The sequence below is a fragment of the Enterococcus sp. C57 genome, assembly GCF_040887305.1.
Taxonomy (GTDB): domain Bacteria; phylum Bacillota; class Bacilli; order Lactobacillales; family Enterococcaceae; genus Enterococcus_B; species Enterococcus_B hirae.
The window spans coordinates 55631-79737 of the sequence record NZ_JBFOFP010000009.1; the positions used below are offsets into that span (position 1 = coordinate 55631).

At 38.0% G+C, this 24107-nt stretch carries 24 protein-coding genes; 2 read left to right on the forward strand and 22 right to left on the reverse strand.

Annotated elements, in window-relative coordinates; all coding sequences use genetic code 11:
• Window positions 1–101: 101 nt before the first annotated feature.
• Together AB5M32_RS11100 and AB5M32_RS11105 are read left to right on the forward strand one after the other, a co-directional pair.
• The gene (locus AB5M32_RS11100; RefSeq protein ID WP_010737033.1) at window positions 102–362 is read left to right on the forward strand and encodes a metal-sensitive transcriptional regulator; all 261 of its coding nucleotides are present in this window, start codon (window positions 102–104) and stop codon (window positions 360–362) included.
• A 12-nt stretch (window positions 363–374) separates the two neighbouring features.
• Window positions 375–686 (forward strand): DsrE family protein, encoded by a 312-nt coding sequence (locus AB5M32_RS11105; protein WP_010720957.1) that lies wholly within the window; start codon window positions 375–377, stop codon window positions 684–686.
• A 135-nt stretch (window positions 687–821) separates the two neighbouring features.
• Here the strand turns inward: AB5M32_RS11105 and AB5M32_RS11110 are convergent, their stop codons facing one another.
• The 22 genes from AB5M32_RS11110 to AB5M32_RS11215 all read right to left on the reverse strand — a co-directional run bounded on the left by AB5M32_RS11110 (window position 822) and on the right by AB5M32_RS11215 (window position 24099).
• Entirely contained in the window at window positions 822–1370 is a 549-nt protein-coding gene (locus AB5M32_RS11110) for a CDP-alcohol phosphatidyltransferase family protein (protein ID WP_178287148.1), read from the reverse strand.
• Between the two features lie 203 nt (window positions 1371–1573).
• Window positions 1574–3472: an endonuclease MutS2 gene (locus AB5M32_RS11115; protein ID WP_368024463.1), complete on the reverse strand. Its 1899-nt coding sequence runs from the start codon at window positions 3470–3472 to the stop codon at window positions 1574–1576.
• 510 nt (window positions 3473–3982) lie between these two features.
• Window positions 3983–4699, reverse strand: a complete 717-nt coding sequence (locus tag AB5M32_RS11120; RefSeq protein WP_178287147.1) for an MIP/aquaporin family protein — start codon at window positions 4697–4699, stop codon at window positions 3983–3985.
• Window positions 4700–6523, reverse strand: a complete 1824-nt coding sequence (gene glpO, locus AB5M32_RS11125; RefSeq protein WP_178287145.1) for a type 1 glycerol-3-phosphate oxidase — start codon at window positions 6521–6523, stop codon at window positions 4700–4702.
• A gap of 14 nt (window positions 6524–6537) precedes the next feature.
• The gene (glpK, locus tag AB5M32_RS11130) at window positions 6538–8034 is read right to left on the reverse strand and encodes a glycerol kinase GlpK (RefSeq protein WP_010720962.1); all 1497 of its coding nucleotides are present in this window, start codon (window positions 8032–8034) and stop codon (window positions 6538–6540) included.
• A 112-nt stretch (window positions 8035–8146) separates the two neighbouring features.
• Window positions 8147–9607, reverse strand: a complete 1461-nt coding sequence (locus AB5M32_RS11135) for a helix-turn-helix domain-containing protein (RefSeq protein WP_178287144.1) — start codon at window positions 9605–9607, stop codon at window positions 8147–8149.
• Window positions 9597–10892 carry an FAD-dependent oxidoreductase gene (locus AB5M32_RS11140; protein WP_178287142.1) on the reverse strand — a complete coding sequence of 432 codons (1296 nt, stop codon included), beginning with the start codon at window positions 10890–10892 and terminating at the stop codon, window positions 9597–9599. Before AB5M32_RS11140 ends, AB5M32_RS11135 begins: the two co-directional genes overlap by 11 nt.
• 223 nt (window positions 10893–11115) lie before the next feature.
• Entirely contained in the window at window positions 11116–11709 is a 594-nt protein-coding gene (locus tag AB5M32_RS11145) for a hypothetical protein (protein ID WP_053766215.1), read from the reverse strand.
• 321 nt (window positions 11710–12030) lie between these two features.
• Window positions 12031–12852 (reverse strand): hypothetical protein, encoded by an 822-nt coding sequence (locus AB5M32_RS11150; protein WP_368024464.1) that lies wholly within the window; start codon window positions 12850–12852, stop codon window positions 12031–12033.
• Window positions 12853–13018: 166 nt separating this feature from the next.
• Window positions 13019–13840, reverse strand: coding sequence for a hypothetical protein (locus AB5M32_RS11155; RefSeq protein WP_178287138.1), 822 nt, complete (start codon window positions 13838–13840; stop codon window positions 13019–13021).
• Window positions 13841–14185: 345 nt separating this feature from the next.
• Entirely contained in the window at window positions 14186–14863 is a 678-nt protein-coding gene (locus AB5M32_RS11160) for a type 1 glutamine amidotransferase domain-containing protein (protein WP_178287136.1), read from the reverse strand.
• Window positions 14864–14898: 35 nt separating this feature from the next.
• Window positions 14899–16005, reverse strand: a complete 1107-nt coding sequence (locus AB5M32_RS11165) for an NADH-dependent flavin oxidoreductase (RefSeq protein ID WP_010737022.1) — start codon at window positions 16003–16005, stop codon at window positions 14899–14901.
• 79 nt (window positions 16006–16084) lie between these two features.
• Window positions 16085–16519, reverse strand: coding sequence for a MarR family winged helix-turn-helix transcriptional regulator (locus tag AB5M32_RS11170; RefSeq protein ID WP_096709883.1), 435 nt, complete (start codon window positions 16517–16519; stop codon window positions 16085–16087).
• Between the two features lie 404 nt (window positions 16520–16923).
• Window positions 16924–17361 (reverse strand): hypothetical protein, encoded by a 438-nt coding sequence (locus AB5M32_RS11175; protein WP_063627598.1) that lies wholly within the window; start codon window positions 17359–17361, stop codon window positions 16924–16926.
• Between the two features lie 3 nt (window positions 17362–17364).
• Window positions 17365–17781 carry a DUF3021 family protein gene (locus tag AB5M32_RS11180; protein ID WP_178287132.1) on the reverse strand — a complete coding sequence of 139 codons (417 nt, stop codon included), beginning with the start codon at window positions 17779–17781 and terminating at the stop codon, window positions 17365–17367.
• 98 nt (window positions 17782–17879) lie between these two features.
• Window positions 17880–18344, reverse strand: a complete 465-nt coding sequence (locus AB5M32_RS11185) for a LytTR family DNA-binding domain-containing protein (RefSeq protein WP_014834434.1) — start codon at window positions 18342–18344, stop codon at window positions 17880–17882.
• 63 nt (window positions 18345–18407) lie between these two features.
• A complete protein-coding gene (locus AB5M32_RS11190) occupies window positions 18408–20033 on the reverse strand; it encodes an alpha-glucosidase (RefSeq protein ID WP_178287130.1) in 1626 nt (541 codons plus the stop codon).
• Window positions 20034–20299: 266 nt separating this feature from the next.
• Window positions 20300–21613, reverse strand: coding sequence for an NCS2 family permease (locus AB5M32_RS11195; protein WP_088745584.1), 1314 nt, complete (start codon window positions 21611–21613; stop codon window positions 20300–20302).
• A gap of 229 nt (window positions 21614–21842) precedes the next feature.
• Window positions 21843–22103, reverse strand: coding sequence for a hypothetical protein (locus AB5M32_RS11200; protein WP_010720977.1), 261 nt, complete (start codon window positions 22101–22103; stop codon window positions 21843–21845).
• Window positions 22104–22205: 102 nt separating this feature from the next.
• Window positions 22206–22562, reverse strand: a complete 357-nt coding sequence (locus AB5M32_RS11205) for a VOC family protein (protein ID WP_010720978.1) — start codon at window positions 22560–22562, stop codon at window positions 22206–22208.
• Window positions 22563–22850: 288 nt separating this feature from the next.
• Entirely contained in the window at window positions 22851–23561 is a 711-nt protein-coding gene (locus AB5M32_RS11210; protein ID WP_178287128.1) for a B3/4 domain-containing protein, read from the reverse strand.
• A gap of 13 nt (window positions 23562–23574) precedes the next feature.
• Complete coding sequence (locus tag AB5M32_RS11215) at window positions 23575–24099, reverse strand: GNAT family N-acetyltransferase (protein WP_178287126.1); 525 nt, start codon at window positions 24097–24099, stop codon at window positions 23575–23577.
• Window positions 24100–24107: the final 8 nt, after the last annotated feature.

Sequence of the window (24107 nt, forward strand, 5' to 3'; positions counted from 1 at the left end):
GTCAACTATTCAAATTCTGACTTTTTTAAATCGTCATAATTATTTACAAAATATACCTACATAGGGTATCATCTCACTAGAAGCATAAAGGAGGTTTTCAAATGGAAATCAATGACAAGAACATCATCAATCGACTAAAACGAACAGAAGGACAAATTCGCGGCATCCAAAAGATGATTGAAGAAGAGAAAGACTGTATGGCAATTATCACACAATTAAGCGCCGTTCGTTCTAGCATTGATCGTGTCATGGGAATGATCGTGGCAGAAAACTTAAAAGACTGTTTGGAGCATCCAGAAAACAGCGCAGAAGAGCAAGCCAAAAAAATGGAACAAGCAATCAACTTGATCATCAAAAAATAAGGAGAGACTCAAATGAAAGTTGTTTTTCATATCGATGAAACGAGAAAGTGGCATGAAACGATGAATAACGTCAAGAACCTATTGAAAATCGCTCCTGAAACAACGATTGTGGTTAGTGTCAACGGTGAAGGCATCACCGGCTACCTTGATCCAGCAAATGAAGAATTTCTTGCTTTAGGGGTTACCTTCCACGCTTGTGCTAATGCGCTACGTGGCAATCACATCAGTACAGAATCCTTGCCTGAAAAAGTCATCGTGGTACCAGCTGGTATTTTAGACCTCATTGAATTACAAGAAAAAGGCTATGCTTATATCAAACCTTAAGACTACTAGCTTCGAGAGTTAAGCAAGGTTCTCCTATGGAAAATAAAACAATGAGCGGAAATCCATCCCCTCATCAAGTAAAAGAACTCAAACCACTTCCTTGGCTTGAGTTCTTTTATTTGAGATATCACTCTCTTAATTCAATAGTTTATGATATTCACGGATATATAAAATGAAGGATTGAAGCAAGCTATAAGTGATCAATCCAAAGATCCAATTGACCCAGATCGCAGGAAGTTCGGGAAACAACAGTAAAAGCACCATGCCTGCGTAAATGACCGCAGTTGCTAATTTCCCATACCATTTTGCCCCATCTAATTTCACATTTTTTCTCAATCCAATGATACCAGCAAAAAACATGAACCCTTCTTTGATCAGAAATAAACCGAATATCCACCAAATCATCGGTCGATACCAAGCCATGGAAAGGATCAAGACCAGTTGCGTCAACTTGTCTGCCACTGGATCTAATAATTTCCCCAATTCCGTGATTTGGTTGAACTTACGAGCAATAAATCCATCTAAAAAGTCAGTGATTCCTGATACAGCAATCAAGATACCGGCAAGCATAAACGATTGCTCTAAAACAAAGTAAAAATAAAACGGCAAAAGAATCACACGAAAAATTGATAAGAGATTAGGGATCGTTCCTATTTCTTTTCGCCAATTCGAAGTCAGTTTCATACATGACATCTCCCTAAATAAACTTTGTTCCATTTTAACCTAAATCGGTACAAGTGCCAATTTTTTCCCGTTGTCTAAAGTCATGAGTAACTCTCCAATTTAGCTATTCACATACTTGGATCGTAAAAACTACTGGAACGACTGTCAAAAAAAGACGAGAGCTATTGGCTATTCCTCTTTAAAACAATGTCTTCATTTAACCCCTAGTCTCTTTTTTCTCGTCGTTCTTTAGCTTCTTTGGCTAATTTTTTATGCGCTTTTTTCGATCCTCGCGCTAGATCTCTTTGCCATTTTCTAGTTTGAAAGTCTGTAAACAAATGGTCTAATTCATAACCGACTGGATATAACTTTTCTGCTGACATCTTTAACGTGAGACGTTTTCGTGGGACCTTGATTAACTCTTTATCCAAGAAAATCGTAACCGTTTCTTCTGCTGTATCTTCATAAACTAAGGCTTCTTGTTGGTGGACCGCAGAATATACCCGATCCCCTTTCGAAAATTGCTGCACTTGTGTCTTCGTCCTAGGCTCGTTTACTTTCGTTGTCCGAAACACTTTTTTGGTTGTCCGATAAGCTTTATGCTGGATATAATATTGGGCTTGTTCGATCAAGGTTTGCGACATGTTCATTTTTTGAGCGATCCATAGCGCTTGGCTTTCTCCTGTTTCCCCCACTTGAAGAAGGTATTTAGGTTTCAATGCTTCTTTATCAAATGCCATTGCGGCTGGAATAAAATCTTCATGATCATTCGCAAATTTTTTGATTTCGCCATAATGAGTAGTTGCAACGATCAATGCCCCTTGTTCATACATGGCTTCCATGATAGCAACTGCTAGCGCTGCTCCTTCATTAGGTTCTGTGCCACTGCCGATCTCATCAAGTAATACAAGGGTATTTCTGCTCACCTTGCGTAACATCTCGGCAATATTTTGCATATGACCAGAAAACGTACTTAACGCATTCTCGATCGTTTGCTGATCTCCAATATCCACAAAAATCTCATCGAAAACAGCTAGCTCTGTTCCTTCGGCTGCCGGAACCTGTAAACCAAACATCGCCATCAACGTCAATAACCCCACTGTCTTTAATACGACAGTCTTACCACCTGCATTCGCTCCAGTGATCACTAATCCTCGATAGTCATTACCAAGTTCAAAGTCTAACGGAACAGCCTTCCCTTGAATCAGTGGATGCCTTCCTTGTTTGATCTTGATGTATTCTGATTGATTGATCAGTGGTGTCACACCATGGATTTCTCGACTATACTTCCCTCTGGCGAAAATGATATCTAATCTAGTAATCGTTTCGATGATCAAATCGATTGCTTGTTCTTGTTCTGCTAAAGCACCAGTCAAATAAGCTAAAACTTGATATTCTTCTGCTATTTCTTCTGCTTTTAACAATTGATAATTCATACTCGCTTTTTCCACAGCCGTTGGTTCAATAAAGACTGTCGTCCCTTTATTTGACTGTTCAATAATCGTGCCTGGCACTTTATTTTTATAACTAGCTTTGATTGGGATCGTATAGTGATCGCCTTTTTGAACAATCATTGCTTCTTGGATCATTTCTTTGTTATGCGGATGTCTTAGAAACTTTAAAAGACGATCCTGGATTTCTTTTTCTGTTAGTTGTAATTGTTTTCGTACTTTTCGTAAATTTCGTGAGGCCTCATCACTTACTTTTTGGTTCTTGATTTGTTGATAAATCAATTCTTCGACCATCGACAAATCAGGCATATTCTTACTATACACATGCAACAAGGGTGTTTGATATTGATTTTTTTCAAAAAAACGACGGATCATTCGACTACTTCTTAAAAAGTCTGCATACTCGATCAATTCAGTTGGTGTCAGTAAAAAGCCTTTTTTCACTTGGGAAGTCAACGCATCAATCCGTGTCAATCCCATAAAGGGAACGTGTTGCTGACTTTCTAAGATTTGTCGCGCTTCTTTTGTTTCTTCTTGGCGATTTTTGACTGTCTGTAGATTAGTTTGCGGGGTCATTTCTTCGATACGCTTTTTGCTATATTGTCCAATAACTCGTTTTTTCACTTCTTCTTTGATTTGATCAAATTGTAATTTATCGATTGTTTGTTTCATATTCTCTCCTTTTTTGAAGAGATACCTGTCCTAAAATAAATAAGACCTAGGAAAAATAAAAAGATGAGGAACATCTCAAATAAGACGCGCCCCATCCCTCATTAATAGAATTGTTGGTTATGAAATGACAGGTATCATCTATAAGCATGCCAAATAAGCTTACGTCTCTATTGGCTATTCAACTTACTACGTTAGATACCTGCTACACTCATCAAAATACCTCATTCATCTAGGTTTTATTTATTTTCAAGTTCACTATAGCAAGTTTAGCTGTCACTGTCAATCAATAACGAAAGCCCTTTATTTCACTCTGGTTAGTTCAATCAAGACCCATGAACAAATCTAAAAAAATTTTCTGGTTATCAGCAAAGCGCTCGTTGATTTTGCGATCTTCAATAACCCATTTTTAAAACGCTGTTCTTTGTTAAGCGCTAAAAAACGATAAAATAGAAGAACTATTTTACCGTTTTTTAGATTATTTATTAATGAATAACACACTTTATCGCCTTTTTATACCATCAACATGTACATTCCCACAGCCACGACAGCTCCGACCATTGGCGCTACTACTGGTATCCATGAATAGCCCCAGTCTGAGTTTCCTTTGTTTGCAATTGGTAGAATCGCATGGGTCAGACGTGGACCTAGGTCACGAGCTGGGTTGATCGCATAGCCAGTTGGTCCACCTAGGGAAAGACCGATTGCTAAGATCAAACCTCCGACAGCAAAGACATTTGTACCATCGGCAAATGAGTTTTGTCCAAACGCTAATAATCCTAGTACTAAAACGAAAGTACCGATCAACTCGGTGATAAAGTTCGCTGGATAATTTCGGATGGCAGGACCTGTCGCAAATGTACCTAAAATTGCGCCTTGGTCTTTTGTCACACTCCAATGTGGTAAATACGTCAACCAAACTAAAACAGCACCGACGATCGCACCTAACATTTGCGCAATAATAAACGGAATCACTAGGTTCCAGCTAATTGCACCGGTCATCGCCATCGCTAAAGATACGGCTGGATTCAAATGAGCAGGTCCCATAAATCCGGAAATATAGACAGCCATTGTAACGGCTAGTCCCCAGCCAAAAGCAATCACGATCCAACCAGAAGCTTGGGCTTTACTCTTGTTCAAGTTAACCGCAGCACATACCCCATCACCAAGTAAAACTAAAATCATCGTACCAATAAATTCTCCCATGATCTGCGTCATTTCTGCACTCATCTATTTTTCCCCCTTCAATTCACGTAGATCCGACTCTGCGATCAATTCTTCTAAATGAGCTTCTTGACGCTTCTTCTCTTCTGCTGACCAAGCGAAGTAAGACGCAATGGCATCAATGATCGGTTGTTTGATTGCATCAAGTTGATCACGTTCAAACAACAAGTGATTCGTGCGACGAATCAAGTAGTCGCCTGGTGCTAATACCATTTCTTCTTCTAACCCATAACGTAAACGAGCAGATTCAGCTAAACTTAGTCCTTCATACGGTGTCATTTCTTTTGCCAAAGCAAAAATCTTTTTCGCATTGGTTCCATAAAAATCTGCAATGTATTTTGCATCAGCTTCTGCTAAACCAGATTCAACTCCGATTTTTGTCAATTCTTCCACAGTTTCTTCCAGTTTCGTTGGATCAAAATCTCCTCCGGAAACGGGATAATGTTTCGAATCGATTTCTTTAACTGACATCCGGTAGTCATCTTTCAATAACTGGCGGATTAATTTTAGTGCGCCCTCTGCCATCTTACGGTAGTCTGTGATCTTCCCACCTGATAGTGTCACCAAACCATCCGATTCACGTTCTAATGAGCTACCTCGAGAAATCGAAGAAGGGGCTTTTTCATCACGGCTGTTTTCTAAATGATTCAATACATCCTCTACTTCTAACCGAGAAGCCTTGTTTTCTTTATATTCAGTAACCGTATCAACGACTTTGCTAAAGCTTTTATCTGAAATAGAGCCGTTGTCACCACCGTTATAGTCAGAACCAGAATTACCGATCAATAATGGGCGTAACCCTGCCCAACTTGATTCGATATCTGCGAGGGTGATGTTTGCATCTGGGTAACGATGATTGATGACATCTAATAAATAGTCCACATCTTCTTGCGTTACTTTTGGTTCCGTATAGTCTCCTTGATAGTCCGTATCTGTCGTTCCAAAATACGTTTTATTTTCTCGTGGAATGGCAAAAACCATTCGGCCATCTTGTTTGCCCGTGTCAAAATATGTTGGTTGTGGAACAGGCAGTTTTTTAGCATCTACGACTAGATGAACACCTTTGGTTGGTCGCATCTTAGGTGATACCGCACGTTTGAAATTCAAGTTACGGATTTTGTCGACCCATGGACCACTTGTGTTGATCACTATTTTTGCGTAGATTTCCACGACTTGATCTGTTAGCAGATCACGTGCTTTGACACCCACGATTTGATCTCCTTCATATAAAAAGCCAATCGCTTTCATTTTACTTACTAGGTAAGCACCATCTTCTGCTGCTTTTTTGATGTTATCGATCACTAAACGTGAATCATTGTTCCGAAAATCTAGATAAACACCAGCGCCCTTTAACCCTTCTTTTTTCAAAAATGGTTCTCGTTCTAACACTTCTTCTGGCGTCAACGTATAGTTTTCATATTTTGTTCCAGTCACATTTGCCAATTTATCGTAGAGATCCATTGCCACTTTGACTGAAAACATATTAAACGTCGTTGCACCCTCATCTTCATAGATCGGTAGTAACATTGGATCAGGTTTTGGAATGTGCGGTGCAATGCCTTGGACCACCGCTCGTTCGCCTACAGTATCTGCTACAACTTCGACGTCAAAAGTTTTAAGATAACGAATCCCTCCGTGTACTAATTTTGTGGAGCGTGAAGAAGTACCTTCTGCAAAGTCTTGCATTTCGATTAGCCCCGTTTTGATTCCTGATGCTGCGGCTTGAAGCGCCACACCAGCCCCTGTGATACCGCCACCAATAATCAGCAGATCCAACTTTTCGTGTTGCATTTTTTCAATACTTTCTTGTCTTGTTCCTCTTGAAAACATGACATTCCCTCCCTTTACTCAAATGCTTGTGTTGCTACTACCGCTTTTTTCCAACCGCCATATAATTTTTCTCTACGCTCTTCAGGCATCTCTACTTCAAACATCTTGCCCGCTTCATAAAATTCTCTGATTTCATCTGTATCTTTCCAAAAACCAACCGCTAAACCAGCTAGAAATGCCGCACCTAATGCCGTAGTTTCCAGATTTTCTGCTCGTTGGATCGGAATATTTAAAATATCTGTCTGAAATTGCATCAAATATTCATTATTCGCTGCGCCACCATCGACCTTCAAGACTGGTATTTTGATCCCTGTGTCTTCTTGCATCGTATCAATGATATCTCTTACTTGGTATGCAATCGATTGTAAGGTTGCTTTGATAATGTCTTCTTTGGTCGTCCCACGTGTCAACCCAAACATCGAACCTCTCGCAGCTTGATCCCAATAAGGTGCCCCTAACCCAACAAATGCTGGCACGACATAGACTTCATCCTCACTTGTGGAACGTTTTGCTGCCTCTTCGGAATCACTTGCTTTTTGTAACATTTGCAACCCATCTCGCAACCATTGGATGGAAGAACCTGCTACGAAAATGCTCCCTTCCAGTGCATAATAAACCTTGCCATTGATTCCATAACCAATCGTCGTTAATAGATTGTTCTTGGATAGTTGTGGTTCTTCCCCAGTATTCATGACGATAAATGATCCTGTACCATACGTATTTTTGACCATTCCAGGTTCAAAAGCCATTTGTCCAAACAAAGCAGCTTGCTGGTCACCAGCCATTCCAGAAATCGGCACTTCACTTCCATAGAAATGATACCCTTGTGTATAACCATAAATTTCCGAATTAGAAGTCGGTTTTGGCAGCATTGCTCGAGGAATGTTCAAGAGATCAAGGATTTCCTGATCCCAATCAAGATCGTGAATATTAAACAACATCGTCCGACTTGCATTGGAATAATCCGTCACATGTGCTTGACCGTCTGTTAATTTCCATACCAGCCATGAATCGATCGTACCAAAAAGCAATTCGCCTTTTTCAGCACGTTCTTGCGCTCCCTCTACATGATCAAGAATCCAACGTATTTTTGTAGCAGAAAAATAGGCATCAATCACTAAACCTGTTTTTTTATGGAAAAAGTCTTGGTAGCCTTCCTTTTTTAAATTATCAGCAATTGATGCGGATTGACGAGATTGCCATACCACAGCATGATAAATCGGACGTCCAGTATCTTTTTCCCAGATCACCGTCGTTTCACGTTGGTTAGTGATCCCGATGCCTGCAATTTGATTCGGTTTGATCCCAGATTCAATGAATGCCCCTGCAATGACCGACTGTACGGAGTTCCAGATTTCATTCGCATCATGTTCCACCCAGCTCTCCTTAGGAAAGTATTGCGTGAATTCTTTTTGTGAACTCCCGATATGTCTACCTTTTTTGTCATAAATAATTGCTCGTGAACTTGTCGTTCCTTGGTCAATCGCCATGATGTATGTTGATTCTGTCATTCTGATCTCCTCCATTATCTGCAAACGCTTTCTAAATTTATCTTTATCTTACACCGTTTCATTTTTTAGAAACTGCCAAAAAAACATTTATTTTCTGTTTTTTTGACAGTTTTTAGTTTTTTGCTTTTTTTTCTTCTTCGATTTTTTGCTTTAACCTTGTGATATCATAGCTTGAAGCAAACTCTGATAAATAATAATAATTTTGATGAGGATCTTCTTGATTAAATGTGATCACTAAATCATACTTTTTTCCTGGTCGTCGATTTTCAATCTCAATTCCACTGATTCCTTTTAGTTCTCTTAACAAAAATTGTTGAAATGCCACTCGATAAATCGGTAATGTTTCAATATCGATTCCGATAGTGACCGATTTCGCAATATAAAAATCGATCATCATAAGAATATTGGCATACTGAATCATGAGATAACTTAAAGCAGCTTCTTCACCTTGTTTAGCAGGTAGTTGTGTCAGCGTTGTTTCTTTCAATCGTTCGAGTAATTGACTAAGGGAGCGGCCTAACATCTTTTTCTGTTGTTGCAAGAGATGTTCTGGCTCATAGATCATCATGACTCCTCGAAAAAAATAAAACTCATTATCGATTTGAGCTAATTGATAACCGACTGCTTTTTCTTCCTTGATCTTCAACTTTCGTGGACGATAGTGCCACAACATCGTTTCTCTAATGTACGTATCCAATACAGCTGTTGGTAATTTTTTGCTTCGGGTTAAATCATATTGATAAAAATGTTCTTCTGATAACACCGCAAACGAGACAAAAAAACTGTAAAACATCAAAGGCTCATAGCCACTGATCTCAGCAGCTGTCCGACTTAAATAAAGTGAAATGACCGGATCAAGTGCTTGATACAAACGATCCTTTTGGTAAAGTATTTTCTTTTCTTTCAATGTAGCAAACGTCGTTTTTTCACTCAATAGCCGTTTACGAGTGATCCCCAGCCAGCAGGCGATTTTACTAGCTGACTCTTGAGAGAATGTCGTTTCTAAGGCTCGTTCCAATCCTAAAATAAGCGGCGCTTTATCAGGCGTCTGTTGTAAGAAAAGGGGACGTTGTGATTCAGAGATAAATTGGAATAACACATAGTAGAAATAACGAACTTGCAATTCCTCGCCATAGAGTTGGCCATTTTTGATTTGTAGAGAAAATTCTTGCAGTAACTGATTCAATTCTTTGATCTTACGAAAGACAGAAGATTCACTGATATTAAAAGCTGTCGCTAGACGAACGATCGATGCTTGGTGATGTTCTAATAAATAAACAAGCAGATTAAATTTCAAGCTTTGTTGAACTAAGAATAGAATGATTTTTTCTAAGCTGACATCTTCAGCCAACTCTAATGTGACTTGAAATTCATTTCTTTTGATTGCTACTTTCTTCCCCATCATCATACCGATCATTGGGATTTCTGCTATATATTGATCAAATGATGTTTTAGAAAGATTGACTTGTTCCCTTAATTGATTCGTGCCTACAGTTCCACCATGCAACACCATTTCCCTAAGAATCAACACTTGCAACTGCTCTTTTTTCTCTAATAATTGTTCAATCTTCATCGAGCGTATCAACCACCTTTATCAATTGAAGCGGCAACCGATATTCTGGCTGGAAGAATAACTCCCGTTCGAATAATTTCTCTAACGTCCAGCCTTCCTCAATAGCGAGAGTGAATCGATCCAATAAATCGAATATCTCTCCACGACTTCGCAACTGCGCACCAAGTAATTGTCCCTTTTCATTGCACATCACTTTGATTTTCGCCGTTTCACTATTGGTCGCAGCTAAGCGGGCAAGCAAATATGTTTTACGGACAGTCTGCGGATAAAAAATACTTTCTTCTTCCGTTAGCCCGACACTTCCCAGAAAATAACCAAACCAATGATTTCCAATTGCTCGGTAGGTTCCCGGATCTTTCGTACGTTTGCCACTAATCGTTTGACTGACCACTTGTGCCGTGCGTAGTGCATTATTGACCAAAGAGACATACATTTTTTCTTGAGTCGGTTGGAACGTCACTTGGATCGCATCACCGATTGCATAAATATCCTTCGCTGACGTTTGCAAATACTCATCGACCCAAATCGTACCATCTTCATTTAGCTTCAACTGATCTTGCCAGAGATGATGGTCTGGACGCGTGTGATTCGCTAGCAGAACTAAATCATAGCTTTCTGTTTTTTGATCCGTCACTACGACCACTTGCTCGTTTTCTTCGAGCGTTTGCACTTGTTCATTCAAAAACAATTGGATATGCCGTTGCAATAACTCATGCGTTAACGGTTCAACCATTTCGGAATCGAAATAACGGAACAACAATGTTGGTCGACTTTCATAGAGATGGATTTCTTTTTGCTGATGATATAACCCTTCTGCTAATTCAAGTCCTACTTGTCCCGCACCAATCACAGCAATCTTTTGTGCCTTCGCAAGACTTTGTTCCAAAGATTCTTTTAAGTGGATATCTTTAACAGAGCAGATCTGCGTACTTTTGTTTCCATTTTTGAATTGCTGACTCGAACCCGTTGCAATCACCAATGTATCAAAAGTAAGCTGTCGCCCATTTTGGATAAACACAGTCTTCGTGGCTATTTCAAGTGAAACGACTTCCGTGCGTACTTGAACATCAATTGCGTATAGCGCTTGCAATTTTTCCTTAGTCAACCAATAAAGTTGCTCTTTACTTGTGAGTTGCTTTTTTAACAGTAAATTGAGTCCACTCGGTATAAACCCAATCTTGTCTTGTTTTTCCAAAAGTATGATTTCACTGTCAGGACAACTTTTTCGCAAAGAAATTGCTGCATAGATCCCCGCAAAAGAACCACCAATGATCACGATCCTCATCCATTTCCCTCTTTTCCAATAGCCTATTTGAAGAGTATCATGTAACCGTTAATGTTTCAAAAAATGTACTCAAAAACGAAGCAAATCTTCGATCATAAGAACAGCCGTGGTGTTAGATCGAGTAGGCAACTTTTGCAGAATAAAAAAATAAGTTCGATTTTGACAATAAAAATCAAAATCGAACTTATCTTCTTTTTGAGAAAGAACTATCGTCCCAGTCTCATTAATCTATTATTAACGAAGCATCAATTACAATAAACTTTTTGTACTCCACATCATAGATTGTCCATAAATATGCTCCAAGTCCTTCTCGCCCCCCATTATAATATTGGGTAAATTCATTATTCCAAAGATAGATTTCCAACCTTTTTTTTTCTGGAAAAAGTTGCTGGTTTATTTCAATAAAATCTTCCTTTTTCCCATATAAATTTTGAGGATTATCCATAAACGCATGTTCATATGTTCCTTTTTCTTCAAAAAATTCTTCGACAGATATTTTTTTGCTATTCATTAACTCTGGATTTACTTGGATAGGATAACCTTTGATTTCATCAAATGAACGCAAATTAGTGTAAATAATCTTTTCCTCTCTTGTTTCCTGATACTTCTTTTCATATTCCCTACTAGTAAACTTTCCATCTTTTGTTTTAATCGCCCAAATTCTAAGCGCCCACAGTCTATTTTTGTAATTAAGAAAAGCTAAAGCAGCTTCTTGATGACTTATTATCTTTTGATAATTCTCTTCATAAAAAAAAGCATAATTCATAGCAAAACCTTTTTTTCTGAAATTCCATGTTTCTTCTTCTAATAATTCCATTTCATCACTCTCCTATACTTCCCCATACTATTTTCCTTTAATTCCATCATAAAACCTTTTTAATTATAAAATTATTTAAAACTACTTTTTCACAAAAAAAGGAAGAACGAACTTCGAAAAAATCATAAGTATTACATTGTCACTGCTTTTCCAGATCTAAAAAGATATAAAGAAGAAACAAATACTTTGCTCTATGAATAATAGTGTAGTATGGAGTAATCGAACTACAATATGTACTTGATTTTGTTGATTTCCCCTTAAAGAAAAGAGAGCCAAGGAAGTTCTTCCCTTGACTCTCCTTTTTTAAACACTTTTTACCACCTATGGAATAATTAGGGCAATATCAATCACTGTAAATCGTTTCCTTTTTTTGTCATAGATCGACCATAGATACGCTCCATCATCTCTTCTGGGTTCATTATACAAATTGGTAAAATCCGTATTCCATTGATAAATGACCAACTCACTTCGATCTGGGAAAAGTAATTGATTGACCCGTTGGAAATCTTCGATTGTTCGATGGGTCTGGAGATAACTACAAAAAGCAATTTGGTATTCCCCACCCTTGGCAAAAAAAGTGGTGGAACTGATTTCATCAGCTTTCATCATTTCGGGATTGACCCGTATGGGAAAGCCGTCATAAGTATCGAACGAGGTTTCTTCCATATAAGTAAGCGTTACTTCTTCAGTTCGCTCGTAGAGTTGTGGAAATCTGATCAATAATGCTTCATGCTCTTTTCTAAGTTCTTTTATCATTTGGTAACGCTCTTGTTTGAGTTCTTCATAATCAATTTGTAGCTTTTTGAGATCTACTTTTCGTCCGACGGCTTGAAGATATTTGATCTCTCCTTGTATATCTCCTTTTATTTGGGCATCTACCTCAGCTTCTATTCTTGCTTCGACTTCTGGGGTTAGTGTGACCTCAACTTTTGGCACTTCGGCAAATTTTTGAGTTAACCCAGGTACAAATTTTGGTGTCCAAATGCACCATACCCGATTAAAATACGTGAGAAAGGCCAGTACTGCTTCTTGATGACTCGTAATCCCTTGGTTATTGTCTTCTTTAAAAAAAGCACAATGGACGGGTTCAATTAAATGATCTTTATACTTATAATAGAACGTTTCTTTTTCTAGCAATTCCATTTTTCCACTCTCCTCTACTTAGTTACGCCTCACTTTATTTTATCATGAAGCCGACTGAAGTAAGACAACTACCATAAACCTACTTTTTCATAAAAAGAGAAAGAATTGAACACCAAATAGCTAGGAAGTTTTTCCCTTAACTCCTTTTTTAAACACTTTTTTCCACCTATGGAATAATTAGGGCAATATCAATGACCGTAAATCGTTTTTGCTTTTTATCATAGATCGACCATAAATACGCTCCATCATCTCTTCTACCTTCATTATAATAATTGGTAAAATCAGTATGCCATTGATAAATGACTAACTCACTTCGATCAGGAAACAGAAGTTGATTGACTCGTCGGAAATCTTCAATGGTCCGATGGGTCTGGAGATAACTACAAAAAGCGATTTGGTATTCCCCACCCTTCGCAAAAAAAGTGGTGGAACTGATTTCATCAGCTTTCATCATTTTGGAATTGACCCGTATGGGAAAACCGTCATAAGTATCAAACGAGGTTTCTTCCATATAACTGAGCGTTACTTCGGCTGTTTTTTCATACAGTTGAGGAAACATAATCAATAATGCTTCACGCTCTTTTCTAAGCTCTTTTATCATTTGGTAACGCTCTTGTTTGCGTTCTTCATACTCCATTTGTAGCTTTTTGAGGTTTACTTTTCGCCCGACGGCTTGAAGATATTTGATCTTTCCTTGTATATCTGCTTTTATTTGAGCATCTACACCAGCTTCTATTTTTGCCTCAACTTCTGGGGTTAGTGTGATCTCAACTTCTGGTACTTCGGCTAATTTTTGAGTTAATCCAGGCACAAATTTTGGTGTCCAGATACACCATGCCCGATTAGTATATGTGAGAAAGGCAAGTACTGCTTCACGATGACTTTCGTATCCTCGATCCTTTTCCTCAGTAAAAAAAGCACAATTGATCGGTTCAATCAGATGATAATTACACTTATAATAGAACGTTTCTTTTTCTAGCAATTCCATTTCATCATTCCTTTCTTCCTTAGTTACTTTCTATGTATCCGCTTTTATTTTACCATGTTTTTTTACCTCTCATACTCCATAAAAAAATCAATTTTTAGACTTACGTTGTCCATTCTTTTTATTTTTTTATAGAAATAGAGGGCAAAATCTGAAGCGACTCCAAACAGTTAGACTAAAAAATCTAAATTTTGGAGGACGTTTCAGATTCCACCCTCTACTTTATAAAGTTTTCTTCTATTGTTAAATTGGATTGTTTTTTGGCAGACTTACTATAATGCTGTAATAAGAAGGCCTACGTCGGAACTGTTTATTTTCGTTTTTTGCTTAACTTTTTCCCTTAACAACTTACTTCTTCAAAGATTCAACGACTTTGATTCCTAATTGATGCGCAGATTGAGGATTCTGTCCGGTCAACAACTGTCCATCTGCATGTACGACCGCTGTAAAAGCTGGTCCTGCTTGATAGTTTGCTCCTTTTTCTTTCAAGGCATCTTCTGTTAGAAAAGGTACTTTGTCCGTTGTTCCATTCGCTGTTTCTTCTTCGTTACTAAAACCAGTGACCGTTTTTCCCGCTAAAATCGGTTGACCAGAAACGTCAACTACAGGAAGTAATCCGACTACACCATGACAAACAGCTGAAACGATTCCGTCATTCTGATAGATCGATGAAGCAATTTTTCCTAGATCCGTTGCTTCAGGAAAGTCCCACATGGTTCCGTGTCCACCGGTATAATAAATCGCACGATACTCGTTTGGGTCGACTTCAGCTGGACTCAAGGTGCTTCCTAACGCTCGGTTACGGAAATCTTCGTCCTGATAATAGTTCCAATCGATTTCATCCATCGCTTCCAGACTCTTCGGCTCCAAAGGAACATACCCACCTTTAGGACTGACAAAATCAGCTGAGATATTATTTTTGACTAAAGCATCATAAAAATGAGTCAGTTCACTTAGCCACAGCCCTGTTGGACGGTCGGTTCCTTTATATTTTTCCACATTCGTTAAGACGATCAATACTTTCATTGTTCTCTCTTCTTTCTTTACTAATAGATCTTCACTTATCTATTAGTATTTGATTGATAACGGATCTGTAAAAAATTATACAATGGATTAGGTAAATAGAGTTCTTGATATGCTTTTGCAAATGGTTTGGTCACAAGTTCTGTATCGCGATTTTCCATTAATTTGACCGCCCATTCGGGATCAACTAATAGTTGCTGACCGACTGCAACAAGTTCTGCATCAGATAAAACGGCTTCAACATCTTGGCGATTACGGACATTCCCTACACCCACTAATGGTATTTTTCCTTGCACTGTTTCGTGGAGATAGTGAAGCATCGATTGCTCATTGTATTTCTCAGAACGAGCAACACGATCATACGTACTTAATGAAACATGAAGGTAATCCAATTTTGTTTCACGTAATTTTTCCATTAACCATATGGTATCTTCAAAACGGATACCAGGCGTTTCAAATTCTTCTGGTGAAAAGCGATAACCTACGATAAAAGGCTTTGTTGCGTATGTTTCGACAGCTTGAAACACACTTTTCACTACTTCATCAATAAAGCGATAGCGATTTTCTAAGCTTCCGCCCCATTGATCTTCACGACGATTAGAATGTGGCGAAAAGAATTGTTGGATCAAATACGTATTAGCACCGTGTAATTCTACACCATCAAATCCAGCTTCGATCGCTCTTCTAGTTGCTTCACCAAAAGCCTTGATTGTTTCTAAGATTTCGTCTTCTGACAAGGCACGTGGTGTTTCCGCATTAGGTCGTTCTGCAGGGATTGCGCTAGCCGAAACAGTTTGTTCGCCTGATAACGTTGCTCGACTCGTCATACGTCCGCCATGGAAGATTTGTACGATCGCTTTTGCCCCATTTTCTTTGATTGCCTTTGCCAAGTCACTGAGCCTAGGTATCATTTCATCATGCGCTATGCTAAGTTCACCGGGCCAGCCTTTTCCTATATCTTGCACATTCGCAGCCCCTGTAATAACAGCGCCTAGTCCCTTCGAACGTTCTTGGTAATACGTGATCTCATCTTCCGTAATCACACCATTATAAAAACTTAATTGGGTGGTCATAGGTGCCATCATCAAACGGTTAGGTAATGTCACACCAGAAGGAAAAGTGATTGTTTCGTTAAAATTTGCCATGGTGATTCCTCCATTCAGTTCTCTTCGTTTATTAAAACACATAATTAGTTGCGCATACAACTAACGAGATTAAAAAAATTTATTTTTTTTGTAGTTTTTCAGTGGCTGAATTGATTGCTTTAGATAAATATTCACTTTCTACAGATCCTAGAATCTCTTGATATGCATGATGTAGTTCTTCCCAACTACTATCGATTTCTTTTACAAATTCCCGTCCTTGATCCGTCAGATAAACTAATGACAAGCGTCCATCACTGACTGTTTTGATATAGCCTTTGTATTCCAATTTTTCGACAAAACGAGCAATCGTTGAAGGTGCAGAACAAAGTAATTGGGCGATATCCTTTTGTGGTAACCCATCTTTTTCTTTTAAAATCAATAAAATAAACCCATATGTCGGTGTCAAACCCGTTTTCTTAAATGCTTCATCTGCCATTTTATTCAACAGGCGATCTAATTTTTTCACACTAAAAAACAGACAATCATTTAACGCTTGTTCAATCGGTTTCTCCATGTTTTCTCCCCCTAATATCCGCGTAACATATCATAGTATGATTTTTGTTATTTGTCAAAAAAGGCTGTAGTAACAAGGGAAAACAAGAGCATGTAAAATTCCTAGAAAGAATAATATAATCTGTTTTAGGGGATATAAAAACGTAGAAACAAGATTCAAGCACCTTCAAACAATGGGCTGCACCAAAAATTTGAAATAAGATAAGTAGAGAACAGATAAGGCAAAAAATTGTCTTGGTATTTCTTATCATTTTTGAAGTCTTCTTACTTTCTTGATGTTTCATACTGTTATCTTTTCACATACTCTCCTTGTTGAAGAGAGGTCTTATTCCATTCATAAAAGAATGATTCAAAAAAATTGTCACTAGGTACCGCCAAATAAGAAAAAAACTGCGACTGATTGGTTTATACTTTTTTCAGATAAACTACTTTGGCACCTAATAATGAGACACCGATATGCAAAGTTTCAGCAACTGCAGGTACGCTTTCACCAAAAGGCAATACGCTGACACGATTGATGATGACCCCTATGATAAATACAAGAACGGTCAGCCAAGTTCCCTTTTTTACCCATTGCTGGTCACTTTGTCTTTGATAGATTTTTACAGTTTGGGCACGTAACACGCCAAAGATGAACCCCAGCAAAACAGACAAAACAATAAGAATAAGTGTATGGTTAGTCTTAATGATTTCTTGCCAGTTGCTTATGATTAAATAAAGTCCAACTAATACAATGATGATTTCACTTTTCATCGTGTCTTTGATTGCTCTTTCTTTAAGTAATCTCTGTAAAAAAAAGAGAATCAATACTAACACAATGAGATAATTTTGTAGATGTTCCACGTTTTATTCTTCTTTCTTTCCTGAAATTCCTGAATGCCGTGTATTGATTATTTGGATTCGTTTATTTAACAATCGGGCTCGTAAAAAGTTCCTGATGATCAAACAAAGCCACACAATGAAATAGATACTCACAAAGGTTAGCGTGTATCTCTCAAAATGAACAGAAACACTTCCATTCAACAGCATCAACAAGAAATAACTAAAGGCATACGTACTAATAAAATGCAGCAGTATAATCTGAAGATAATTAAGCTTCTCAATTCGCTCGATCAGCGATACTACGCCAATAAAAGCCGAGAGAAAGAAGACAAAAAGAATCTCATTTCTCGTGATCTCATGGGTTTGTGAAACTAATTTGAACAGCAAGAAAGCAAAGCTTCCAATACCAATACTTCTCATCATACGTTGCATCAATTTCATCAGGCTCTCCTTTTCATCTTACCAGCTATCAGGTACATTTATTCTACAAGGTTTCCTTCTTGAAGCTAGTTTGATTGTCATTTCTTGCATTTTTCTTGTCACTTGTTGCGAAAAGTCTGATCAATTTTTTCTTTTAATGCTTTGGAAAAATAACGGCTAACGAGTAACTCTTCTGTATTTTGTAATGTGACATAGAGATTTCCATTTAAAAGCGACGAATTGATTTCTTTAACCATATAGATATTTAAAATAGTCGTTTTCGATATTTGGATAAATGGTTCTGGGAGTTCTTTCATTAACTGAGCTAGTGTCAATCTTCGCTCATACACTTCATTTTCCGTATAAAAAAAACATTTGCGATCAAGATATTCGATATAAAAAATCGAGAATAAATCTAAATAGACATCTCTTTCTTTTTTATAGTCTCTCACTAAAATAGTTTCCACTTTGTATTTCTCTAAAATATCAGCAATCGAAGTTAAAAATGGTACCTTTTCATGAACTTGAAAAAGTACCATCTCCTCTTGTTTTTTTGGAATCAAATCAAACAATACTTTCATCATGGTCCTCACACTTGTCTAAATTTCTTTTATCATACTCTTTTTTGAGGTGTTCGGACAAGTCATTTATTTGCTCGTCTTCAAAACAAAAGCTTCATAAGGACGTAAATTCAGTTTGCCAGTTGGTATCTGTTTTTGTGGATAGTTTGAAATGACCAGTGTCATCGCTTGATCAGTCAATGTGTATGGCTGATTTTTTTCAGACATATTGCAAACGACTAACCATTGTTCATTATTCAACGTCCGATAATAGGCAAATACGTCATCGGGCGTATCTGTTACCAACTGATAATCTCCCCAGACGATGAGTTCATTGTTTTTCCGTAACTCGATCAATTGCTTATACGTATAAAAAATAGAATCTTTCTTTGCTAAGGCTTTTTTCACATTGATCGTTTGGTAGTTTGGATTGACGTGTAGCCAAGGAGTTCCTGTGGTAAATCCAGCATGTTCACTATTATCCCATTGCATCGGTGTACGCGCATTGTCACGTCCTTTTGCATTGATCGAACACAAGATTTCTTCCGGAGTAAATCCTAAAGTTAACCGTTCGTGATACATGTTGATCGTTTCAATATCTTGCGCTTCAGAAATATCCTTGATCGGGTAGTTTGTCATCCCGATTTCTTCTCCTTGATAAATATAAGGTGTCCCTTTCATCATATGAAGCAAAATCGCAAACATTTTGCCACTTTCTTCTCGATAATCTTGATCATTCCCCCAACGTGAGATGATCCTTGGCAAATCATGGTTATTCCAAAATAGACTGTTCCATCCTTCATTCCCTAAAGAAGTTTGCCATTTTGATAATACATGTTTCAACTCAGGAATACTTAATGGTTTCAGATCCCATTTGTCTTTTCCTGCCTGTTGATCCAAACCGACATGTTCAAATTGAAAGATCATCGATAGTTCATTTCTCTTGGGATCAGAATAAAGCTTGGCAATGTCCGTGGTTGCTCCCCAAGTTTCGCCCACTGTCATCAGATCTTTGTTTCCAAAAGTAGCTTGATTCATCTCTTGTAAATAGTCATGAAGTTTGGGACCATTACTTGTTATTTCTTGATCAGGTAACTTCCCAATCGTATCGATCACGTCCATTCGGAAACCACCGATTCCCTTGTCGATCCAAAAGTTCATCATCTGATAGATTTCTTGACGTAAATGGGGATTTTCCCAGTTTAAATCTGGTTGCTTTTTACTATAAAGATGTAAATAATACTGACTAGTTGTTTCATCAAACTGCCAAGCGGAGCCACTGAATATCGACCGTAATTGATTAGGCTCATTTCCATTGATTGGGTCACGCCAAATGTAATAATCCCGATACGGATTTTCTTTACTTTGACGAGCTTCGATAAACCAAGCATGTTCATCTGATGTGTGGTTGACGACGAGATCCATAATGATTTTTATTTCACGTTTCTTTGCTTCTGCAATCAGTTCCTCCATATCAGCCATCGTGCCAAATTCGGCCATGATTGCTTGATAATCACTGATATCGTAACCATTATCGTCGTTAGGAGATTCATATACGGGAGATAACCATATCGTATCGATCCCTAAATAATGCAGATAATCTAATCGAGCGATCACTCCTTGTAAATCCCCGACTCCATCCCCATTCGTATCTTGAAAACTACGAGGATATACTTGATAGACAACTGATTGATGCCACCATTTTTTCTCCATACTTTCCTCCATTGGTTAAAGATTATTGATCCCTCGCAAAAATTGTAACGCTTTCAAAAACGAGAGTAAATAGCCATTATTCTCCTTATTTCTTTCACCACGCCTAAACCTTGATGCTATCGTCTTTTACTTTCAGTTGTTACCGATAACAATTTTTTCCAAAAAAGAACCCTGGCATTTGTTTTCTCACTAACAGTAGCGAGATCTCCATTTGCCAAGGTTCTTTTTAATTGTCACACATCAAAAAATTAATCAACTAAATCAAGTTAACTAACGTTCAGTATCCACATGAAGCCAATAAAGACAAAGAATAACAGATACATGATCGGTGATACTTCTTTTCCGCGTTTTGCTGCGATCATAGTAATTGGATAGAAAATAAATCCTAATGCGATCCCATCAGAAATACTATAAGTTAACGGCATGCCGATCAAGATCAAGAAAGCAGGAATGGCGATCTCTAACTTGCCCCATTCGATTTGACGTAACGATTGTGCCATCAATACACCGACAATGATCAGTGCTGGTGCTGTTACTTGTGAAGTCACTACTGATAGCAACGGTGAAAAGAATAAACCGAATAGGAATAAGATCCCGGTCGTTACTGCAGTGATCCCAGAACGGCCACCAACAGCGATTCCGGCAGAAGATTCAACGAAAGCCCCAACTGGTGAAGTTCCTAATAAAGAACCTGCAAGCATAGCTGTTGAATCAGAAGCTAAAGCTTTCCCAACACGAGGCATTTTGTTATCTTTCATAAAACCAGCTTGATTAGCTAAACCGACTAACGTTCCTGCTGTATCAAAGAATGTAACTAATAAAAAGGTTAATACGACTACCCACATTTGTAGTGAGTTGATGTCTCCGATATGTTTCAATGCAACTAAGAATGTTGGCTTTAAACTTGGTGCAGCCGAAACTAATTGAGAAGGCATAGGAATAAGTCCAGTCACTAATCCAAGAATCGTGCTAGCTACCATTCCGATAAAAATACCTCCTGGAACTCGTCTTATCAATAAGATCGCTGTCACAACTAAGCCAAAAATCGTCAACCATGTTGAACCTACGCTTAGTGAACCTAATCCCACTAATGTAGATTCATTTGAAACGATGACTCCTCCTTCATTCAAGCCAAGGAAAGCAATAAATAAACCAATCCCTCCTGAGATCGCATATTTTAAATCAGCTGGGATCGCATCAATGATCATTTCACGTAATTTGAAAATCGTGATCAAAATAAAAATCAAAGAAGCAACAAACACGCCTGCTAAAGCTGTTTCCCAAGGAATCCCCATTCCCAAACAAACGGAATAAGCAAAAAAGGCATTAATCCCTAATGCTGGCGCAGTACCAATCGGGTAACGTGCTAAGACCCCCATTAAAATACAACCGATCGCACTTGCTAATGCTGTAGCCGTAAACACCGCACCTTCGTCCATTCCTGATGCTCCTAAAACTGTTGGATTGACAAATAAGATATACGCCATTGAAATAAATGTTGTAAAGCCTGCAAGTATTTCTCTTCTGACGGTGGTACCTAATTTTTCAATCTCGAAGTAGGAAAGTAGTTTTTCCTTCATCTTTCATCCCCCTAAAACCGAACATTTATAAAAAAGTCCCTCAAAATTTTGAATTATTTAAAAACAACGTGTTTAATCATATACTAAATCAGAACATAAGTAAACAAAAAAGTCGGATTTTAAGCAAAATCCGAACTTTAAGTTTTTTTGATCGTTATGTACTGATTTAACAGTTTTTTTAATAGAAAAGAAGCATTTCAAACAAAATAGCGTACCAAATCGGTTTGCTTTAGCTATTTTTTAGCTGCTCTTTTCCGATGCGTTTTTGTTCTTCAGCAATGAATCCCTTGATGTCACTTTCTGCCGAAAAATATTTACTAATTTCACTAGAATGAGTCAACGAATTCAAGCCGCCATATCCTGTATCTACCATTTTCCCCCAACCTTTTGTTGGCTTTTTTCCTGTCTTCAAGTTTTTCATACGGATTTTTTCACTTTTTTCTTCTCGTCGTCTCTGTGAATATTCTTCCATTTTTGCGATTAGATTCATGACAGTCTCTCCTTTCCTTCAAAAATTTGTTATTCATTTATTTAAATTCCTTGTCCTGTGCATCTCCTTTTCAAACACCAGGACCTCTTCTGATTTCAAGCATTACAACTTACCGATCACAAAATAGTTTCCTTCTGGATCCGAAAAGTTGAACGTCTCTACGCCATTGTTCTCCATGATTTCACCAGCATTCTCTATTTTTTGATAGATCTCCTCAAATTGATCCGTAAAGAAAATGATCGAAGGAGTCGTACCTAACACTTCTGGCGAAAATCGTTGGACAAAAACTTTTGGAAAAATCCCTAATTCAAATTCTGGTGAAAGTTGCACGATCGTACTTTGAAATTCTTCTGGTAACTCAATCGTTTCACTAACTGTTGCGCCTAGAGTTTCGACAAAAAATTGACTAAGCACTTCAACATTTTCTGCATAAAGCATGACTCTGGTTTTACCGATCATCTCTGATCCTCCTTTGATGGTGTTGATCCTTTTCATTAAGTATATCATGAAAGCGGATAATCAAAGAATTCTCGGTTTAAGAATTGAAAAATCCGACAAGATTTGACAGACTGTGACGATTCTTTGTCAGTTTGTCTTGTTTTGATAAGATTTGATGGCACAACAGCGAAACGAAACCATTCAAAACTACACTCGTTAGAGAAAACAAGATCACATAGAAAAATCCCTCGTTTTTCTATGTGATCTTATTGGTTGAGCTACTTTTCCTTCCTACGTTTCGCTCCTACTTCAAATGTTCATTTCTGGATGTTCCTTCGTTAGCGTAAATGTTTTCCCTTCTACGCCAAATGTTTGTTCCACGCGTTTTTTCAATTCTGTCATTGCTTTTGCGCCACGTGATGCTTGCTCTTTTGTGACTGATTCAATAACCAAAATGGCTTTAGTCGTGTCTTCCGTCAGCATTGTCCGTTGCGCTTCTCGCCAGTTGAAACTGCGACAGATTGCTCCTTCGTTATCGTAATAAATGATTTCTTCTGGTAAAGCTGGTGCATCAGCTTCTGCTCCTAGAGGTAAGAAACTTTCACCACCATGAGCTTTTCCTAGATGAAGATCCCCTTTGATTTTTTCTTGATCTTCTCCTCCACATGGCACACCAAATGTTAGAGAAATACTGTTATAGATATCGACTAATGGGTTGATAGGGAAAAATTCACGTTCTTGGCTAGCTCTTTTTAATAACGCTTCAATCGATGAACGGGCTCCTTTTTTGGTTTTAAAACGTGAAAAAGCTTGACGCCATTGGGCAATGACTTCATTTTGACTGAATGTTTCTTCTGTCAAATATCCTCTTGCTTCTTTCGCTGCATCATTCAATAGTTGATGGAATTGTTCTTCTTTGGCTTTATCTACATGATTATCGATACCTTCGACTACCAAAACTTCAATTGTTGCTTCTGGAAAGACTTCCCAAAAATTTTGTTCTGCGATGATTTTTCCCATGTTTCTGCTCCTTTTATTTCTGTAAATTTTTGACATATAGATAATCTGTCTGAGCATCATCTCCCATATAAAAAATATGTTGGCTATGATGTTGGAATCCATGTTTTCTATAAAAAGCTAAGGCAGGATAGTTATGTTCCCATACCCCTAACCAAATCGCCTCTTTTTGTTTTTCTTGCGCTTTTTGCACAGCAAATTCGATCAATCTAGATCCAATCCCTTTAGATTTAAATGGCGATCGGACATAAATACGTTCGATCTCTAAAAATCCTTCTCCCATTGCTTCTGTTTGTGCTTGCCCTATATTTAATTTTAGATAGCCAGCAATCCGGTCATCTAGTACTGCCCAATAAAATTCTGACTGTTCCTCTTGTAGTTCTCGCCTCAATTTATCGAGCGCATAAGCTTCATCCAAATAGGTCGTCATCAATTTTTCACTGTTGTATTCACCAAAGGTAGCTTGATAGGTCTCGATACTAATTGCCTGTAATTTTTCTACTTCCGTTTCATTGATCCCTACGATTTCGATTGTTTTCACCGCTCCAG

Excerpts from the sequence above, each read along its gene's own strand:
- AB5M32_RS11100 (WP_010737033.1), top strand. The coding sequence starts at position 102 with ATGGAAATCAATGACAAGAACATCATCAATCGACTAAAACGAACAGAA.
- AB5M32_RS11105 (WP_010720957.1), top strand. The coding sequence starts at position 375 with ATGAAAGTTGTTTTTCATATCGATGAAACGAGAAAGTGGCATGAAACG.
- AB5M32_RS11110 (WP_178287148.1), bottom strand. The coding sequence starts at position 1,370 with ATGAAACTGACTTCGAATTGGCGAAAAGAAATAGGAACGATCCCTAAT.
- AB5M32_RS11115 (WP_368024463.1), bottom strand. The coding sequence starts at position 3,472 with ATGAAACAAACAATCGATAAATTACAATTTGATCAAATCAAAGAAGAA.
- AB5M32_RS11120 (WP_178287147.1), bottom strand. The coding sequence starts at position 4,699 with ATGAGTGCAGAAATGACGCAGATCATGGGAGAATTTATTGGTACGATG.
- glpO (WP_178287145.1), bottom strand. The coding sequence starts at position 6,523 with ATGTTTTCAAGAGGAACAAGACAAGAAAGTATTGAAAAAATGCAACAC.
- glpK (WP_010720962.1), bottom strand. The coding sequence starts at position 8,034 with ATGACAGAATCAACATACATCATGGCGATTGACCAAGGAACGACAAGT.
- AB5M32_RS11135 (WP_178287144.1), bottom strand. The coding sequence starts at position 9,607 with ATGAAGATTGAACAATTATTAGAGAAAAAAGAGCAGTTGCAAGTGTTG.
- AB5M32_RS11140 (WP_178287142.1), bottom strand. The coding sequence starts at position 10,892 with ATGAGGATCGTGATCATTGGTGGTTCTTTTGCGGGGATCTATGCAGCA.
- AB5M32_RS11145 (WP_053766215.1), bottom strand. The coding sequence starts at position 11,709 with ATGGAATTATTAGAAGAAGAAACATGGAATTTCAGAAAAAAAGGTTTT.
- AB5M32_RS11150 (WP_368024464.1), bottom strand. The coding sequence starts at position 12,852 with ATGGAATTGCTAGAAAAAGAAACGTTCTATTATAAGTATAAAGATCAT.
- AB5M32_RS11155 (WP_178287138.1), bottom strand. The coding sequence starts at position 13,840 with ATGGAATTGCTAGAAAAAGAAACGTTCTATTATAAGTGTAATTATCAT.
- AB5M32_RS11160 (WP_178287136.1), bottom strand. The coding sequence starts at position 14,863 with ATGAAAGTATTGATCGTCTTAACGAATGTGGAAAAATATAAAGGAACC.
- AB5M32_RS11165 (WP_010737022.1), bottom strand. The coding sequence starts at position 16,005 with ATGGCAAATTTTAACGAAACAATCACTTTTCCTTCTGGTGTGACATTA.
- AB5M32_RS11170 (WP_096709883.1), bottom strand. The coding sequence starts at position 16,519 with ATGGAGAAACCGATTGAACAAGCGTTAAATGATTGTCTGTTTTTTAGT.
- AB5M32_RS11180 (WP_178287132.1), bottom strand. The coding sequence starts at position 17,781 with ATGAAATTGATGCAACGTATGATGAGAAGTATTGGTATTGGAAGCTTT.
- AB5M32_RS11185 (WP_014834434.1), bottom strand. The coding sequence starts at position 18,344 with ATGATGAAAGTATTGTTTGATTTGATTCCAAAAAAACAAGAGGAGATG.
- AB5M32_RS11190 (WP_178287130.1), bottom strand. The coding sequence starts at position 20,033 with ATGGAGAAAAAATGGTGGCATCAATCAGTTGTCTATCAAGTATATCCT.
- AB5M32_RS11195 (WP_088745584.1), bottom strand. The coding sequence starts at position 21,613 with ATGAAGGAAAAACTACTTTCCTACTTCGAGATTGAAAAATTAGGTACC.
- AB5M32_RS11200 (WP_010720977.1), bottom strand. The coding sequence starts at position 22,103 with ATGAATCTAATCGCAAAAATGGAAGAATATTCACAGAGACGACGAGAA.
- AB5M32_RS11205 (WP_010720978.1), bottom strand. The coding sequence starts at position 22,562 with ATGATCGGTAAAACCAGAGTCATGCTTTATGCAGAAAATGTTGAAGTG.
- AB5M32_RS11210 (WP_178287128.1), bottom strand. The coding sequence starts at position 23,561 with ATGGGAAAAATCATCGCAGAACAAAATTTTTGGGAAGTCTTTCCAGAA.